General features: G+C 46.5%; 17 protein-coding genes. 7 read left to right on the top strand and 10 right to left on the bottom strand.

The window, feature by feature from the left end:
- Window positions 1–181 precede the first annotated feature (181 nt).
- From Vsou_RS00815 to Vsou_RS00800, 4 genes are read right to left on the bottom strand one after another with little or no spacing between them, the layout of a single operon-like run.
- Window positions 182–2,602, bottom strand: coding sequence for a DEAD/DEAH box helicase (locus Vsou_RS00815; protein ID WP_188603541.1), 2,421 nt, complete (start codon window positions 2,600–2,602; stop codon window positions 182–184).
- On the bottom strand, window positions 2,602–2,994 hold the full coding sequence (locus Vsou_RS00810; RefSeq protein WP_054844407.1) for a hypothetical protein: 393 nt from the start codon (window positions 2,992–2,994) through the stop codon (window positions 2,602–2,604). The genes Vsou_RS00815 and Vsou_RS00810 overlap by 1 nt, the downstream gene beginning before the upstream one ends.
- Window positions 2,988–6,089, bottom strand: a complete 3,102-nt coding sequence (locus Vsou_RS00805; protein WP_188603540.1) for a DUF499 family protein — start codon at window positions 6,087–6,089, stop codon at window positions 2,988–2,990. Before Vsou_RS00805 ends, Vsou_RS00810 begins: the two co-directional genes overlap by 7 nt.
- On the bottom strand, window positions 6,089–9,073 hold the full coding sequence (locus tag Vsou_RS00800) for a DUF1156 domain-containing protein (protein ID WP_188603539.1): 2,985 nt from the start codon (window positions 9,071–9,073) through the stop codon (window positions 6,089–6,091). The genes Vsou_RS00805 and Vsou_RS00800 overlap by 1 nt, the downstream gene beginning before the upstream one ends.
- 159 nt (window positions 9,074–9,232) lie before the next feature.
- Here Vsou_RS00800 and Vsou_RS00795 point away from each other — a divergent pair, with 159 nt between their 5' ends.
- A complete protein-coding gene (locus tag Vsou_RS00795; RefSeq protein WP_308419826.1) occupies window positions 9,233–9,415 on the top strand; it encodes a hypothetical protein in 183 nt (60 codons plus the stop codon).
- Window positions 9,416–9,421: 6 nt separating this feature from the next.
- Here Vsou_RS00795 and Vsou_RS00790 read toward each other — a convergent pair whose 3' ends face one another.
- Both Vsou_RS00790 and Vsou_RS00785 read right to left on the bottom strand, forming a co-directional pair.
- Complete coding sequence (locus Vsou_RS00790; protein ID WP_054844408.1) at window positions 9,422–9,913, bottom strand: hypothetical protein; 492 nt, start codon at window positions 9,911–9,913, stop codon at window positions 9,422–9,424.
- Window positions 9,914–10,021: 108 nt separating this feature from the next.
- Entirely contained in the window at window positions 10,022–10,294 is a 273-nt protein-coding gene (locus Vsou_RS00785) for an EVE domain-containing protein (RefSeq protein ID WP_054844409.1), read from the bottom strand.
- A gap of 83 nt (window positions 10,295–10,377) precedes the next feature.
- On the opposite strand from Vsou_RS00785, the gene Vsou_RS00780 reads away from it, so the two are divergent.
- On the top strand, window positions 10,378–10,866 hold the full coding sequence (locus Vsou_RS00780) for a hypothetical protein (protein WP_264890745.1): 489 nt from the start codon (window positions 10,378–10,380) through the stop codon (window positions 10,864–10,866).
- Between the two features lie 30 nt (window positions 10,867–10,896).
- On the opposite strand, the gene Vsou_RS00775 is transcribed toward Vsou_RS00780, so the two are convergent.
- On the bottom strand, window positions 10,897–11,058 hold the full coding sequence (locus Vsou_RS00775) for a hypothetical protein (protein ID WP_188603525.1): 162 nt from the start codon (window positions 11,056–11,058) through the stop codon (window positions 10,897–10,899).
- Between the two features lie 116 nt (window positions 11,059–11,174).
- Here Vsou_RS00775 and Vsou_RS00770 point away from each other — a divergent pair, with 116 nt between their 5' ends.
- The 3 genes from Vsou_RS00770 to Vsou_RS00760 all read left to right on the top strand — a co-directional run bounded on the left by Vsou_RS00770 (window position 11,175) and on the right by Vsou_RS00760 (window position 12,513).
- Window positions 11,175–11,468 carry a hypothetical protein gene (locus Vsou_RS00770; RefSeq protein WP_188603524.1) on the top strand — a complete coding sequence of 98 codons (294 nt, stop codon included), beginning with the start codon at window positions 11,175–11,177 and terminating at the stop codon, window positions 11,466–11,468.
- A gap of 47 nt (window positions 11,469–11,515) precedes the next feature.
- Window positions 11,516–11,725 (top strand): hypothetical protein, encoded by a 210-nt coding sequence (locus Vsou_RS00765; protein ID WP_188603523.1) that lies wholly within the window; start codon window positions 11,516–11,518, stop codon window positions 11,723–11,725.
- Window positions 11,726–11,817: 92 nt separating this feature from the next.
- Window positions 11,818–12,513, top strand: coding sequence for a hypothetical protein (locus Vsou_RS00760; protein ID WP_054843658.1), 696 nt, complete (start codon window positions 11,818–11,820; stop codon window positions 12,511–12,513).
- A 132-nt stretch (window positions 12,514–12,645) separates the two neighbouring features.
- Here the strand turns inward: Vsou_RS00760 and Vsou_RS00755 are convergent, their stop codons facing one another.
- From Vsou_RS00755 to Vsou_RS00745, 3 genes are all read right to left on the bottom strand, one after another.
- A complete protein-coding gene (locus Vsou_RS00755) occupies window positions 12,646–12,768 on the bottom strand; it encodes a hypothetical protein (RefSeq protein WP_264890744.1) in 123 nt (40 codons plus the stop codon).
- A 107-nt stretch (window positions 12,769–12,875) separates the two neighbouring features.
- Complete coding sequence (locus Vsou_RS00750; RefSeq protein ID WP_188603522.1) at window positions 12,876–13,136, bottom strand: hypothetical protein; 261 nt, start codon at window positions 13,134–13,136, stop codon at window positions 12,876–12,878.
- A gap of 15 nt (window positions 13,137–13,151) precedes the next feature.
- Window positions 13,152–13,289 (bottom strand): hypothetical protein, encoded by a 138-nt coding sequence (locus tag Vsou_RS00745; protein WP_188603521.1) that lies wholly within the window; start codon window positions 13,287–13,289, stop codon window positions 13,152–13,154.
- Between the two features lie 340 nt (window positions 13,290–13,629).
- On the opposite strand from Vsou_RS00745, the gene Vsou_RS00740 reads away from it, so the two are divergent.
- Both Vsou_RS00740 and Vsou_RS00735 read left to right on the top strand, forming a co-directional pair.
- Window positions 13,630–14,490, top strand: a complete 861-nt coding sequence (locus tag Vsou_RS00740) for a phosphoenolpyruvate hydrolase family protein (RefSeq protein WP_188603520.1) — start codon at window positions 13,630–13,632, stop codon at window positions 14,488–14,490.
- A gap of 22 nt (window positions 14,491–14,512) precedes the next feature.
- Entirely contained in the window at window positions 14,513–15,928 is a 1,416-nt protein-coding gene (locus tag Vsou_RS00735; protein WP_188603519.1) for a Tm-1-like ATP-binding domain-containing protein, read from the top strand.
- Window positions 15,929–15,932: the final 4 nt, after the last annotated feature.

Genomic DNA, 15,932 nt, shown 5'->3' with positions numbered 1-15,932 from the left:
GTCACCTACCCTCCTCCAAGGCCCTACGGTAATGGTTTTCTAGAAAACCGGCCTCTATAACATCGATAAGAGTGACTAGTTGTTCACGTGAACGAATTTTTCGAACTTATATTTTAGATCATAATTAACCTACCTTGCTTTTAGATATGCCTAATTAAATTATTTTGTTGCTAATTAGACTTCATAGTGCTTTTCTGGCATTATATTTATATTCTATTCCTCTTACGGTTTCCAATATCCACTTTTTCTGAAATTCTACAAAGGTCATGCATTCAAGGTCCTCGCACTTATCGTTATTAACATAGGCGATGCATATGAGGTGGCGGTCCGCGAATCTTGATGCCCAGTCAACCTCATTCGCTGTGAATGATATAGGTTCATCCCTCCTCATGACCCACTTACCCTTAACCTCCACGGTGTATAGCGTGCCATTCTTCTCAACAACCATGTCGAAAGGCCTTGGCGTGCTTCTATAGCTCTCCTTAATGGCATACCCATTTTTCCGCAACCAATTCTCAATGCACTTGGCTGCAGCGAGTTCCGTCTTCTCCCTGTACATGCTCCTACGTACTTCACTTTGTACCAATGATTCAAAGTCTCCGGCGGGAATGGCTTCACTACGTACTACCCGCGCCCTCCTAATTAGGACTATCTTATACCTTGGGTTCTCTATTGGGATGTACTTGGTGAGCGTATCAAGGTATTTCTTGAAGTCGATCCATAGCGCCAATTGTACCTTCTGAAATATTTGGTCCTTTTCATCCTCCTTAACATCACCAACCTCCTCCTCAACAAAATCCCAATCAACACCACCCTCCCTAACCAGGACCTCCTGCACAGCCCTACTCCTACTTAATGGCGTAGGTAATCGCACTAGAATCCTTTCCTTAAAGGCAGTGAATTCCTGCTTACCCACCATGTAGGCTATGTCAACTACGTAATAACCACTCCCAGCCTCGACGGTGGTGTTATATGGATAACCAAGCTTAACTCTCAACCCCTCCTCAACGAGAGACCTAGGCTTCCACCTGATTTTCTCTCTTTCCCTCAATATCGCCTCAATCTTTGACCGTAATTCCTCAAGGCGATTGGAAAGGGCGGTTTCGTAAACATCGGATTCGCGTAGGAATATCGACGAACCAATATTAATAATCCTCCTAATACCCTCCTCCCCAACCTCGTATACCTCGAACTCACCATAGCTCTGCGGCGGCAGCGCCCTAAGGGATATCGCATAGAGTTTTTCAAGTAAATCAAGGTACATAGTGTATTCATCACGTTCTAAATTTGTTTTGAGTACCATATCTACGATAAGCACGTCACTGGCCTTCTGCCCAAATCGCCAAATCCTACCGATCCTCTGAATGTGCTTTGTGGGACTCCATACAACCTCGTAATTCACCACAACATTGAACATCTGTAGATTCACGCCTTCCGACATTATGTCAGTTGATATGAAAATGGCCGTAGGGTATTTCTGCGCGAGTAGAAACGCGGCAGTACTTACGTCAATCCTGTCCCTAGCCCTAGACGTTGCATACATAACGCCAACCTCCCCGCAATCCGCCCTGGCATATCCATCCCCAGACTCGATTATCCTGCAACCCTTAGTGAGAGATTGAAACAAGTACTCCGCCGTCGTGGCATACTCAGTGAAGACAAGGACCTTCTTACCCCGTAGCCTATCCCCTATAAGGCTCCTTAGGGCTTCAAGCTTCCTGTCAGTGGCACCAACGTACTTACCAGCCAATTCCTCTATATCCCTCCAGCCCGCGATATTCCCTAGGCAAGCATCGAGTTCTCCCTCCTCAAGAGCCTCCTCGTCACATTTACCACCAACCACAACCCTAAGGGTCTTCAGCAGGGAGGCTGGACTAGACATGGCCCTCTTCTCTACGACAATCCTCACGATCTGCTCAATATTACGGTTCTTGAGAATGTTAAGCATTGAATTAAGCGCCATTGATTCATCTATCGATGCCCTTACCTGGACAACCCAATACCTCAAACCAGGAAATATCCTTCTGCCCTCATACTCCTCGACATCCCTCTTCTCACGCCTAACCACGACACCGCCAACTAGGCTGGTAAGGAATCGGTAATCCTCATCATCACCTGTGTGCGGAGTCGCAGTAAGTAAAAGGCAGCTACCCGCCCTCCTACATAGGTGGGAAAGTCTCTCCCTCTGGGTACCAAGCCTTATCTTGTGGGCCTCATCAATAACAATGAGATCCCACTGCACTTTGTCCAGGGCATCCATGTAATTCGGCATCTTAGCCCTATCGAGGGTTATTAAATAGGCCCTATGGCCAATGGGAAAGTCTGGAGATTCAATTAGGTAATGCGGGATCTCGAAGTTCTCCATCTCTGTGGACCATTGTTCCAGGACAGCTCGCGGCACTATGACTAATACGTGATTTACACGGCCAAACTCCATCAAAACCCTCATCAGGAGCAATGCCTGTATCGTCTTACCTAAACCAACATCATCAGCCAGGAGTAGCCTTGGTCTCTCCATCCAAATGACGTCAGAGACGAAGTCCAATTGGTGCTTATACAAGTCCTTGCCTGCGGATCTCAGAATCTCAATTAATGAAACCATTATGGTAACACCCTACGGTAATTTGCGATTATTCTCGAGAATACATCAGTAAGTCTCCTACAGTCATTATCACTCACCTTACAAAGCCAAAACCTATACAAAAACGTCTCTGAGAGGGCCACAACCTCATGAAGCCTTAGGTAAGACGCCAATGCCTCTGCGTCCCTCGGCAGTAAGCCGCCGCGCCTAGCCAATAAGTAAATAAGCACCCTCTCGAAGGGGATCATATCCTTGAAGTGGGCTTCATCACCATTAAGAACAACGTGTTCCCCTAATTCCCACGGCCATAACCGTTCCATCAACCTCACTACCTCGCTGAACGGTATACCAACCTCGAACTTGCCTTCATTCAGTACCACAACCACGCCTCTACGCCCCTTCCTTATTAACATTCAGTCTCCCTATCAATAATATACTGAAAACTGTATCCCTTAAAATACCCCACCATATCATTATCAACAGGAATCGCTTTATGGAACTCCACGACAGCATCTATGGATGGAGAAATATCCCTTAATGCCTTCAAAAGGCGTAGGGCGCTATTAACCTTATCTGTACTGGAAATTTCGAATTCAGCGGATAGGTTAATGACGACGTCACCAACACCCTGATTCGCACTCAACCTAAACTTGAAGCCATAACCACGGGGAACCAACCTCTGCAGGTACTGTAGTAACCTATCGGCAGCGTCAATACTCGTAACCTCAATACCCCTAAGCATATCATTAGTGGATACTGAGTAAGTGGTGATGGACCTAATGCACTTACCCTTAACCTTCACAATAATGCTCCTCTTATCCCTACTCCCATCATCAAACACAGCCTCCAACTCAAGCCTGTAATCACCAGGCTCCTTAGGTACATCGATCTCAAAACGATAACTGGTTCCATTCACCATAACCTCGTTCTCCGCATCACCAATGCGGTAAATCACAGACCTCAAATTATCACTTGCGGAAACCTCAATAGGCACCTTAGACCCAGGATTTCTCTCAACCGTAAACGTGGATACACCATCAATCTTAACATCAATGGACTTATTAACAACCTCCTCCTCAACACGCCCCTCTATCAAATACACCCAATCATTCCTCGACGAGAGCAAATCAACCACGAACCTCCTAACCTCCTCACCACTCGGCCTCCTATAGACAATGTAGTACCTCCTCGAACCGCTCGACTGGCTCGCCAATTGCTTAAGGAAGGATTCCACAGCCCATTCGACGGGGCTTCCACGCCATATGAATGGGGCAACACCAACATCCTTATCGAGTTGAGGAACCCTACACTTATCCCTGGAAAGCCATACTACTTCTCCCGAGGTCTCAAAGACACAGCGACAACCAGAGCAGTAATCCCTTATTCTATCCCTAAACTCATCAAAGGAGATCGGCGCCGATGGAAAGCCCTCATTGTAAAGGTATAGGCTCCATAAATCACCAATTTTCTTAAACCCATTCCAATCAACCAAGTCACCCTCAAATACCTGCTTAACCACGCCCTCAATCACATCACCCTTTGACCTGGCTATCTCCGTCAAGAAATCATCCAATCTCTTCACCTCCCTATCCTTAAAGCCAACAATTACGTTCCTAAGCCATAAATTAACAACCTGCCTCAACAGAACTGTAGTGCGTTCCTTCCATTGAGCAAGACGACCCCTCAACAACTCCTCCATCTCCCTCCTCAGCCTCTCATCACCCTCAATGGTAAGCAGATCAGGGAAGTAATTGTACAAGTTCCCATTAACCTCATCAATAGCCTTAACAATCCTGCCCAGGTAATCAACGGCATCCTTCACGTACTTAACACCAGCAAATCTACCAAGAACCTCCCTAACCTCAAGCGGCGCCTCAACACCATCATCCCTCCTCACCACAATGAGATTATTCCTCCTCTTACCAACACCGAAGTCAAGCAGGTCAATGGCTAGTATAGAATCATCACCGTCATCAAGGGCCTTCTGCCACTCATCCTTACTGGAAATAACATGAACCTTATTCGATGACCTAGGACCACCAACACCCGAGATATATACGGCAGAGAAAACACCAGACCTCTCCCTAACCAATGAGGCAACCTCATCAGTAGCGACCTGCATGCTATCCTCCACAGAGAACTTAAGCATTGCATCCCTAATGGCATCGGTCTCATCACGAATATACCAATAGAGGTACTTATTACCGAGCCTAGCCACGTGCAGACCAGCCTCGGTTATACCCTGTATCGCAGCCCTAACATCAAGGGGCCTAACATCCAACCCATTAAAACTACCGAGAACCAAATCATCCTCAGATGGGTATAGGATAGCGGACGGCATTAACCTGGCGAGGAACGTGGTCAGGAAAATATGCCTAAGCACGGATAAGACAACACCACCCAACTTCCTCTCCTCAACCCTCCTCTTATCCTCTTCATAAAACCTCACCAACGCATCCCAATAGGCGGCAAAATCACCACCAATCACGATCAAATTACGTGGCTCAGGCAAGTGAGCAAACGTAACCAACTCACCGCCCTTCGCATTCACGTAGGCCATGGCAAGGGTCCTCAGTAACTCCCTGGTCAATTGAACATGAGTACGCTCAGCAATGGACTCCTCACCAAGCCTGAGCACCACATCGAGAAAAACAGGATTAAACGGGTAAGTATCCCTAAGTCTCCTCTCAAAGTCCCTAAGTTCATTATCATTAACAGCCCCCTTAAGCAAGGACAAATCAACACTCCTCGGCGTTAACCCGCTCCACCTCCTAAAGACCTCCACGATGTTCCTCACGGTATCCAGCTCAACGACAATCGGGCCAACACGCCTAACAACATCCAAGGCCCTTGAGGACTGCAGCTCAGGTTTTTCGCCGGGAAATAGTGAGAAGGACACGAATAAGTAAGTACCAGGCAACTCCTTAACCACCTCAGAAAGCATCTGAATCCAGGGCACAAAACCAGGATCCTTACTCTCAAAGTACTGGGTCTCATCAAAAACAAGCACTATGGGCGCCCTACCACCCAGGAAAGCCCTCAACTCATTCTTATCACCTATCCTCCTAATCGCAGCCGCAAGGTCACTGAGGGAATACTGGCCATGGAAAACTACAACCTCAGGTACCCTACTAAGGGTAGGCGTGTTAATTATTAAGCCATACTTCCCAAGTTCCTTACCGACGCACTCACCAATACCATTACACCGCCTATAAAGGGCAATAACATGAAGAAGCAACGCAAGGAAATGGGACTTACCTGAACCCAATAGGGCGGGTAGCGCATAAACCTCAGGTTCATTCCTCGTCAACTTCCCAAGGAAATCCTCAAGATAATGCCTAAAGGCGTGTGTTACATAGGTCACGCTGAGGAACTGGTCAGGCACGCAGTACGTCCTGTGCAACTCCGGCGGTTGCTCATTATGGAATAGGGCTCTATAGACGACGTAAACATCGACGGCAGGGCTAATCCTGCCCTCAGCCAGGAGCCTTAGGTTATTAGTCACCATCACTGCCACCACTCAGCGCCGATTATTACCCTGGCGGTCTTAACATCAACATCATCCTCATCAAGAATACCAACCTTACCCAGCTCCACAAGGGCCCTGGCAAAATCCACCGTCTCACGCCTAACATCAACGCCACAGTTCACGGATGCCTTAGCCAAGGCATTCAGCTGCAATTGCCTGAAGCAATCAAGCACGGGAGACTTACCACGTTGATAATGATAAACACGCCTAACCTCATCAACAGTCTCCCTACGTGGAGCCAAAACCTCAAAGGCCTTACGCTTAGCCACCCTGGGACCACCTATTTCAACTTCACCTAAAAGCCCATATTTAACCATTTCAACATGGCCGAAGCCAACAGCCCTCTCAACATGAGACAAAACATCACTATCCACATAACCCCTCTCACTCTCAATAATCCTAAGGGCAAGGTAAGCTTGGGCAACCCTATCATGAAGCTCAACGCCAGTCCTCCTCAAGAGAGCCTTAAATGCAAGCGTAACAGCATAATCCAATAGGCCCTTGGAATCAAGCTCAATACCACCAGCTCTCACCGGATAATGAGAAGTCAAGTACTCAAGGGCAGCCATGTAAGAATAAACCCAAAGAGTATGACCCTCAAAATTACCAGCAACCTTAAGCCTACCACCAACCCTATCAACGATTTCAGCCAAGGCCGACTCCCTAACAGCATCCAAATCAAGAGGCTTGGCACTAACCCTCTTCCTCCAAACCGAGACATAACCACCAAGGACCGAGGCCTTACCCCTAGCCACAACACTCTCCTCACTCTCAGTGGCGACAGGAAACGCCGTGACCAACTCAAGGCCATTAACACGCCACAAGGCATCAACAAGATTCTCCCAGGACTCGGGTTTCTTAGCCACGTAATAAACAACGAGTAAACCATCATCCTTCAAGAGACGCAGTATGTTTGCAAAGGCCCTAGCCAACAAATCCCTAAACGAAACATTCATTTTAAAATGCTCAAAACGTCCCTTATTCTCAGAAACCTCCTTAGGAGCAAAAACCTGCCACTGGATTGGAATCTCAACACCAAACTCATCAAAGAAGGCCTCACTTAAGAACCTAGGCCTAAGCGAAACACCATCACTATCACTAAGAGCCCTCTTCAACCAAACATAGTAAAAATCACTAAGCTCAGAATAAGCCACATCATATGCATAAGGAGGATCAGTAACAACAACATCAAACTTCTCGCCACCCAACTTACTCAGGCTAGAGGCATCATCAAGCAAAACCCTAACCCTACTAGGACTACCAGAAACAGCAGAAACAAGGTACTCAAGTCCTTCAATAACGGAGCTTAACGACCTAGTGAACGAGCCTAATACGTCCGAGACAGGGTACTCTTCTACCCAATTCCATGTCATAGCAATACCTCTAAAGGCAAGAGTCTCTCGAATAAATTTCTGAGTAGGTTCAGTAGACGTTACAATGCTGTTGTAATTGACATGTTTAAGTAGTGCTATTGCTAGGTATGTTGTTATTGCTTCTGCGTATTTTCTGGCTTCCTCCTGGCTTAAGCCCTCCCTAAGTCTCTCCTCCTCGACTTTTTTGCCCACTTCACGTATTAGTTTAACGAGCTTTACCAGGGTGAAGAGTTGGCGTGGGTTAAAGAGTTTGAAGAATCTATCGAAGCCCCATATCCAAATGCTAAGCGCTCCTCCTCCACTTGCAGTATATTTCCATAGCTCCTCTGTCGGTATGTCCGGGTCTCCCCACATCGCCCTAAGTTTCTCCAGGGCTCTCCAAAGCTTCTCAGTGTCCTGCTCTGTGGTTGGTTCGAATTCCAAGTCTCCGTTAATGAGCCTGACCTTTACTAGGAGCCTGGGTTTGGCTGGGCTCCTCAGTAGTTCGTCAAGTGTTATTTCGCCCTTTAGGTACTTTTCGTATAATTCATTCCACTGCCTTAGGGCCCATTTGACGTACCACTCGCCGTCCTTCTTAGTGAGCTTCCTTATCTGTCCATTTATGACCCTATGGTTGATCTCGGCTTTGCAGTATAGGCATTGGGCTGTCTCTCTCTTGGGCTCAATGTTTTTAATGGGTATTTTATACTTGTTGCCACGCCATTCAACGGTACCGCCTTCCTCATCTCTCGTGGTGACCTTGGCCATTAATTCCCTGCATGATCCACCGCCTTCTTCCCTGCATTTTTTATTTAGGTCAATTACCTTAATGCCGTTGTCCCACTCCATCCAGGCAAGCCTGTAATAAGTACTACTGCCCTTCTTGACCCTTGCTAGCCACCAGTTGCCCACTAGTGGTGTGTATCTTCCACATATTGGGCATTTTACTTCCCAGGTACCTATGTAGACTGCCACGTCCTCTTCATAGAGCTCCTTGATGTCTGGGTCGCTCCTTAGTTGGTTTACTATCCAATTACCCCACTTGGCTACATCGTAGATGAGCCTAGGCACCTTATACCTGCTTGAGTCGTTAATCTGCCTCGCATTGTTGAATTTCTTGGCAACATCCTCGAGGCCTAATTCCTTAACCTCCTTGCCCGATACCTCAATGGTAGTTTTCCAGAACTTGACTGGGTATTCGAGGATCGCCTTTAGGAATACGTAGGCTGTGGGTAGTAACTCGACGGCGGTTACGTCTAGGCCAAGCCTAAGCCCCTCGAGCGGTATTGAGCCGAAGCCAGCGAATGGATCCAGGAGCTTCCTACCCCTAAGCTTCTCGATAAGCCTCGGCGATGGGTTACAGTTGTGGACGGTCTTTTGCTCGTTACGGCATGGGAATAGGTCGTTTAGGAACTGCTGCACGTTACCGTAGGCTTCCCTCGATAGAAGGGCACTGGCTATCACCGCCCTTGCGCTGGCAAGCGGCTTCCTCGTCCACCAAAAGACCATTTCCCAATAAGGCGGCCTCCCAGGCCCCTTCTCGACAGCTGAATATTCATTAACCTCGCGCATCGGGAAGTACTTAATTAATGGATCGCTAGGTTGTTTCATACTTAGTATTTTAAGTAACGTGACATTTAATTTATAAAGGTAAGCTAGGATTTAAAGTGAAAGAGTTAGGGCTTATTATTAACTTATGTTTCACGTTTTCATAACATGCTGATTAATTAAGTGTAAAATTAATTAAGTGGCAAGTTACTAACTCACATTGTGATTAAGTGCCCGTACTGTGGTTCTGATGATGTTGAGGTTGTTAAGACCTGGAAGATGCGTAACTACACCGTAACCCACTACAAGTGTAGGGCGTGCGGTGGCACATTCAACCACTACAGTGATGCGAGCACGGGTAAGGAATTCATACTTAGGTCGGGTAGGAGGGCGGTTAAGCATTAGTAGGTCTTATCGTATTAGTTCGCTGATGAATTTTCTTATGTCTTCCTTACTTAATGCTTTATGTAATTGCCTTAGTTCCTGGGCTTTTACTATGATTATTTGGTCTTTAATTTCGTGGAATGCGCCGTTTATTAATTTCATCACGACCTCCTCGTCCTTGACTATTACGTAAATTAACCTTGAGCCGTACCTATCATAGGCATGCTTTAGGGAGGCTAGGTCCTTATACGCGTCACCACTGACGTGAATCTCAACAACGGCGAAAGGCACGGATCTGGGCTCCTTGAATAGGGCTAGGTCCACCCTGAAGTTATCGATACTGCGTTCTATCTCAACTCTAAAACCAAGCCATTCACTGATATCTTTAGCCATCTTGGTTAACTCCTTATGGCTGAACTTGCCTTGTTTCATCAATTCCGTTGTCTCAATCCCTTTCCTTAGCTTTTCCTCGATTAATTCACCTACGCCGCTTGGTAATGGCTTTATTGAATAATACATGGAATTAAGTCTTATTTCCCTGGGTTCTCTATCTTCCTACCTAACAATCTTGATAGATCATTCTTAACATCATTGAACTCAACCTTTCCACTCACAATAACCCTAATCCTAGCACCAGGGATAGAGTATCCTACCCTCCCTAACCTCATCCGGCCACAATGGCTTGCTCGACTTCCTCCACTCGCCAATGACCTCTAGGATTGCCGTGAATGACCCACAGAGTTCTCGGCATTCCTTCTTTGTTATGTAGACCACTAGCCTATCGCCAGGCTCGATCAGCTCTTTGAGCTTGCTTGATTTTTCAGGTAGGCCGTAAATACCCTTTTCAATTGTATGCCGGTAATTCTCCTCATTCATCATTAACAGCCAATACCTAGCCATATGTTTGGTGCACTTAGTATTAACTTCCTATGTCAGGGTACTAATGCATTACTTTTAATGGAGGGCAATTAGTGGTTAAATGGATGGTTCAGGTTAGTGATATTGAGCGGGCTATTAGGAGTTGTCTGGATATGATTGGTGTTTTGTCTGGTGATTGTTTACTTGGTGTTTATGATTGCAGGAGCATTGATGTTCATGGGGCTGGTGTTTATGTCTTCTTCGATGGCTCCATTGTTTATTACGTGGGTGAGGCTGGTGATGTTGCCCGTAGGTTGTTAAACGAGCATTGCCCAGCCAATATAGGTGGTTCTGAGGGTGTTGTTAGGTTCCTAATGCATTACCTCAATGAGATCTGCGCCAATAGCAGTAAATGGGCTGGACTTGACGCCGTGGGTAGGGAGGAATTCATTAAGAAAATCCTGAGCGAGAGGATTAGTAGGTTGGGGATATACGTGGTCACGTGCAAGGAGCTAGGCGATGAGAAGCAAGGCAATAGGAGGGCTAAGAATAGGCTTAGGATTAGGCTTGAGGATTGTCTTAAAAGGGAGTTAAGGCCGGTATTAAATCCATGACTGGGTTATGAGTTAATGTGTGTTTTCATCTTATTGTGGATTAATTGTGGAGAGGTTCATCTTTGCCATGGTTCTGCTGTTTGTTCTGTCGTATGCAGTGATTGAGTAGTTGTTTTTATCGGCATTAATGTGTTGCGTGGGTATTGTAATTGTGTGGTTGGTCATTGGTGTTGCTAGAGCTAGTAATGTCATTATCTTGGTATCCTAGTTGGCGGTGAATAAAAGTGGAATGATGGGTTAAATGGGGGATATCGATATCAAAGATATCTTTAAATATATCCGTTTCGTCTTGCACTTAAAGGGTGTGTATGAGCGTTAATTCTCGACCTGAGGTGAAGCCCATTAGGCTTCCGCATGGGGTTATTGCCTATTCCTATGACTCTGCGGTGGCTAGGATGTATGAGTTCTTAAAATACGCCTTATTGAATAATAGGAGGGAGGAGGTTGAGGAGTGCGTTAGGGTTATTGAGTCTTGGAGGAATAGTGACAATCCAGAGGAGAGGAAGGCCTATAAGTTATTCATGTGGGGTCCATATAAGAAGCTCTATAATGAGGCTAAGGAATACCTAAAGGAATATTCGCATGTTGGAATAAATGTATAAGATGAGTTAAGGTTTGATAAATAGTTACGCATACATGGGGTAGTGTTATGGTCTCTAGGCTTAGAAGTTGCGTACCCATTGTTGAACGCATTCAGCGCTCTATTAGAGTTAGATCCCGTGAGTTCCTTGAGGAGCTCATTCTAACATTCACATGTGGTGAAGTCTCTGATTACGTGTGCTTTGAGAGAGTACGTAATAATGCAGGCACTTATCTTGCTAAGTTGGACGGTGGCCACGTATTGTTTGAGAGGTTATAGGCCCAGGCAATGAGGTCCTGAGCGTACTACCCAGTGATTTTGTCCAGAATGTACTAGGGTTCAGCCCGGGCAGTAATTATATATGCATAGCCATGTATGTTGATGCAAATGAGTATTATACGGTTAGGTTTCATTTACGTAGACCCATTGAACCCGTACCCACATATGCACTTACCCAGGCATTAAGGAGAATAGGAGGAAAAAAGGTAGCTTCATTACGGCCGCATCTTGCTCACATGATTGATGATGCAATAACCATGCTCAACGTGCCGTCAAATGCGCAGAAGCAGTATGTGTGGGTTTTGTTTGATGAGGAGCGCATGGATTTTAAGGAGGAGGACATGAAGAGTGAGTTGAATAAAATATTCAGTAATCCCGCGATAAGTAAACCAGAAATCTTGGACTCAACATCAAAGAGTCTTGCGTTCTCATTTGAAATAAACCCTAATGTTGAACCCATAAGCTATAAGTACCACGTTATACTTAGTTCATTTCATAGGCCATTTTCCTGGGCCTACTACATCACCGGTATTGGCGTCGCTGCATTGGCGCTATTCCTAGTGATCATGGGTCTTCTAAAGCCAGTGGAGGCCTACATGAATTACCTAATCGCAACCGCACCAATATTAACAACACTCATATTGCTAATACTCAGCAGTTACCTAATCCTGCCCAAGGATATACCCTTCAACACTAGGCTCATTACATTCCTGGTCCTAACTGACACGCTACTAATAATTGCGTTAGCGTTACTCGTCATAACTAAGATACTATACTCTCCATTATAAACCGGCGTGGTATTTCATCAATACTCTTCTTAGCACTGAGGGCAATAAATAATGAGACGCTAAGGACGGGTTAAAACCAATAGAAAATGGTGAATGACTAATACCACCAGAACGTGGCATGATGGGTACGGCTTAATAGCAATGCTCAGGGTCTCCCCAGGCCCTGCCCAAGCCACTGGTTATTGTCTCCGTGTCCACCTTCGAACCCCCATAGGTATGCATTGAAGAGGCCCTTGGGGCCCTCAAGCACGCCATTATATCAGCGTGTGAGGTCTAGGTCGGGTGGAAGGGCTTAACGGCAATGCCATCATCAATACTTTGCGGTATGCCAATTGCCCTAGTCCAATAAGGTTTCATATTGGTCAATAGGGGTTAAGCCCAAACTCACCGTTGAGTATTCTAATTAACTCTCTTCTTACGACATCCTCGGTCCTTAGTTCCGGTACCTCATACTCATCAAACAAATCCTCACGGTCACCATTAACTTCATACACCCGTATCAACCACCTACCGTTAAGCAGGCGTTTCTTCACAATCCTAAACCGCCTAATGACGCTTCCGCTTGTCTCATCAACTAAGTCGAAGATGACGTCCCCATTGTCCTTGCTATACACAATCCTCATGCAGGCGCCACTTAGTCACCGGAAGACATGCTTAATATAGTCTCCTACCCACAGGGTCTCCCATACTAGGGTGTCGGGTACATGCATTTGCCCGAAAGTTCCCTCCCTGTAACCCCTAGGCGTTAATGCCTGGTAACGCTCGTTCCTTAGCATCACCTGTTCTTAATTGATGATCTTGCTACCGACTTAATGAGTATGGGTAGTTAATGTCCATGGTCCTAATGATCCACTGCATCAGTCCATGCTGACCTAGTGATTGAATGGTCTATGGGGTTATCCGTGGGTCTCGTTTCGCCCATAACATGAATTTACTCATGAATCGATGCTATTCTAGCATTAGGATTATGAAAATCGTTATTAAGAATGAATACTGTTTTCATTTTGCTTAATGTTGTATTTCATTATATAAAATAAGTTTTTAGAGTTAGTATTTTCTTTGTAGAAATACTAGCACAATATTTAAATAATTCCTAGTGCCATATTTTTGACCTGTATGGTTCAGTACATACCTCGTAAACAGGTACTTGATAAACTCTATGAGAAGGTTGCGGCTAGGGAACCAATCCTCGGTGCCGGTGCTGGCATTGGGATTATAGCCAAGATGGCTGAGCTTGCCGGCATTGACTTCATTGTTATTTATAACTCCGGTAGGTTTAGGATGGCCGGTTTCGGTTCATTGGCAGGCTTGATGCCGTATGGCGATGCGCACCAAATACTCCTTGACTTGGCCCAGGAGGTTTTGAGCGTGGTTGATCACACGCCGGTTCTCGCAGGCGTCACCGGAACCCACCCGTTTTACCAGGGTTACAGAATGAAGAAATTCCTAGAGGTACTTAAGGACATGGGCTTCTCCGGCGTTCAGAACTTCCCGACGGTGGGCTTGATAGATAAGAATTCATTGTTTAGGAGGAACCTGGAGGAGTCAGGCATGGGTTATGATAAGGAGGTCGTGGCCACAAGGATGGCTCACGAACTCGACATGGTGACAACACCCTACGTCTTTGACGAGGAGGACACCATAGAAATGATAAAGGCCGGCGCCGATGTCGTGGTTATCCACCTTGGGTTAACCGCCAAGGGTACGATAGGCGCCAGGACTACCCTGTCGTTGCAGGATGGCGTAAGGATAACGCAGCACTTGGTTGATGTGGCACGTAGCCAGAAGTCGGACATAATAACAATAGTTCACGGAGGACCTGTGGCCGATGTGGATGACTTTAAGTACGTGGCCGAGAGGGTGAAGGGACTTCATGGATTCTTTGGGGCAACAACCTTCGAGAGACTTCCCGTCGAGAAGGCTGTTCCTGAGCAAATAAGGGCCTTTAAGTCAATAAGAATGAATCCGTACCCATAATAATCTAAGTGGTGAAATGATTATGAGCATTAAAAAACCCATAATCGCCATTTTAGTTACCCTAGACACTAAGGAGGCCGAGGGCTACTTCCTTAAGGAACGAATAAACACCTATGGCGGCGTTCCACTACTCGTAGACTTATCAATGAGGAAGTACACACCTAAGCTTGGCAGGCCTGATATAGGCAATGAGGAGGTTGCTAGGGTCGCTGGTTTCTCAATCGACCAGGTCAATAACATGGATAGGGCCAAGGGCCAGGAGGCCATGGCTAAGGGTGCCATTAAAATACTCAAGGACAGGTTAAGTAAGGGTGAACTTCACGGCGTAGTTGGGCTCGGTGGCACAACAGGTTTGTCCTTGAATGCAATGATTATGAGCGAGTTACCCCTCTACATGCCTAAGTTCATAGTGACCACGGCGCCAGAGGAGGGTTCTAGGCTTGTTTCCGGCTCCGACATTACGCTCTTTTGGTCAATAACCGACATAGCCGGTGGCGAGAAGGTAAACACCATAGAGGCCGAGGTACTTAATAGGGTTGCCGCCGCAATCGTGGCCGCGGCTAACCCATTGCCATACTCAATAGAGAAGAGGCCGATAATATTTGCCACGCAGTTCGGCAATACGACGCCCCACATAATAGTTGCCAAGGATTACCTTTCTAAGCAGGGGTATGACGTGGTTGCCTTCCACACGTTGGGAAAGACTGGCGGTTACACCATGGAGAGACTGCTGGAGGCTGGGATGGCTGTTGGGGTGCTTGATGTTACAACGCATGAGTTAGTTGATGAGGTGGCCGGCGGAGTACTAAGCGCCAGCTTTGGGGAGAAGCTCAGGCTAGCAACTGCAGGGTTACTGGGTATTCCCCAGGTCGTTCTTCCAGGCGCCGTGGACATGATTAATTTCTGGGGGCCCGAAACAGTGCCGGAGAAATTCAGGGAGAGGTGCGCCTATGAGCATAGTAAGGGAGTTGTCACGCTAATTAGGGCTACCGCCGAGGAGTTGTACATGGTTGGTAAAATCATGGCTGAGAGACTGAACAAGGCAAGAGGCTCCACCCTAGTAATATTCCCACTGAGGGGTTTTAGTATAATTGATAATGAAATTAATGCAAAGCCAAGGCCTGGGGCATACTGCCAGAGGATGGTGCGCAGGGACGGAGAATTCGTTTTTGAAGGCACGAATAAGCCCTGGTTCGACAAACAAGCCGATCTGCAATTACTAAAGGCGTTACTTGAGCGTCTAGACCTCTCGAAGCCGAACATAGATCTACTGGTGGTTGACTACAACGTTAATGATCCGGAGATTGCGGCGTTCGCTGCGAGGGCACTTGATGAAATGATCAAGGGCAGGTGGAAAAAGGGTCATTACCCATACCTAGCTGAGGCAATGGATCCGAATAGGGTCATTAAGGACCCAAAAACTCTGCTCTCCAGGTGATGGC

The sequence above is a fragment of the Vulcanisaeta souniana JCM 11219 genome (assembly GCF_026000775.1).
Taxonomy (GTDB): Archaea; Thermoproteota; Thermoprotei; order Thermoproteales; family Thermocladiaceae; genus Vulcanisaeta; species Vulcanisaeta souniana.
This window is presented reverse-complemented; position numbering and strand designations above follow the sequence as displayed.

Coding starts and splice junctions, on each gene's coding strand:
- Vsou_RS00805 (WP_188603540.1), bottom strand. CDS start 6,089: ATGGTGACTAATAACCTAAGGCTCCTGGCTGAGGGCAGGATTAGCCCT.
- Vsou_RS00775 (WP_188603525.1), bottom strand. CDS start 11,058: ATGACATTACTAGCTCTAGCAACACCAATGACCAACCACACAATTACA.
- Vsou_RS00750 (WP_188603522.1), bottom strand. CDS start 13,136: ATGAGGATTGTGTATAGCAAGGACAATGGGGACGTCATCTTCGACTTA.
- Vsou_RS00800 (WP_188603539.1), bottom strand. CDS start 9,073: ATGAAACAACCTAGCGATCCATTAATTAAGTACTTCCCGATGCGCGAG.
- Vsou_RS00785 (WP_054844409.1), bottom strand. CDS start 10,294: ATGGCTAGGTATTGGCTGTTAATGATGAATGAGGAGAATTACCGGCAT.
- Vsou_RS00735 (WP_188603519.1), top strand. CDS start 14,513: ATGAGCATTAAAAAACCCATAATCGCCATTTTAGTTACCCTAGACACT.
- Vsou_RS00740 (WP_188603520.1), top strand. CDS start 13,630: ATGGTTCAGTACATACCTCGTAAACAGGTACTTGATAAACTCTATGAG.
- Vsou_RS00755 (WP_264890744.1), bottom strand. CDS start 12,768: ATGGCGTGCTTGAGGGCCCCAAGGGCCTCTTCAATGCATACCTATGGG.
- Vsou_RS00760 (WP_054843658.1), top strand. CDS start 11,818: ATGTATGTTGATGCAAATGAGTATTATACGGTTAGGTTTCATTTACGT.
- Vsou_RS00815 (WP_188603541.1), bottom strand. CDS start 2,602: ATGGTTTCATTAATTGAGATTCTGAGATCCGCAGGCAAGGACTTGTAT.
- Vsou_RS00765 (WP_188603523.1), top strand. CDS start 11,516: ATGGTCTCTAGGCTTAGAAGTTGCGTACCCATTGTTGAACGCATTCAG.
- Vsou_RS00810 (WP_054844407.1), bottom strand. CDS start 2,994: ATGTTAATAAGGAAGGGGCGTAGAGGCGTGGTTGTGGTACTGAATGAA.
- Vsou_RS00790 (WP_054844408.1), bottom strand. CDS start 9,913: ATGTATTATTCAATAAAGCCATTACCAAGCGGCGTAGGTGAATTAATC.
- Vsou_RS00745 (WP_188603521.1), bottom strand. CDS start 13,289: ATGCTAAGGAACGAGCGTTACCAGGCATTAACGCCTAGGGGTTACAGG.
- Vsou_RS00780 (WP_264890745.1), top strand. CDS start 10,378: ATGGTTCAGGTTAGTGATATTGAGCGGGCTATTAGGAGTTGTCTGGAT.
- Vsou_RS00770 (WP_188603524.1), top strand. CDS start 11,175: ATGAGCGTTAATTCTCGACCTGAGGTGAAGCCCATTAGGCTTCCGCAT.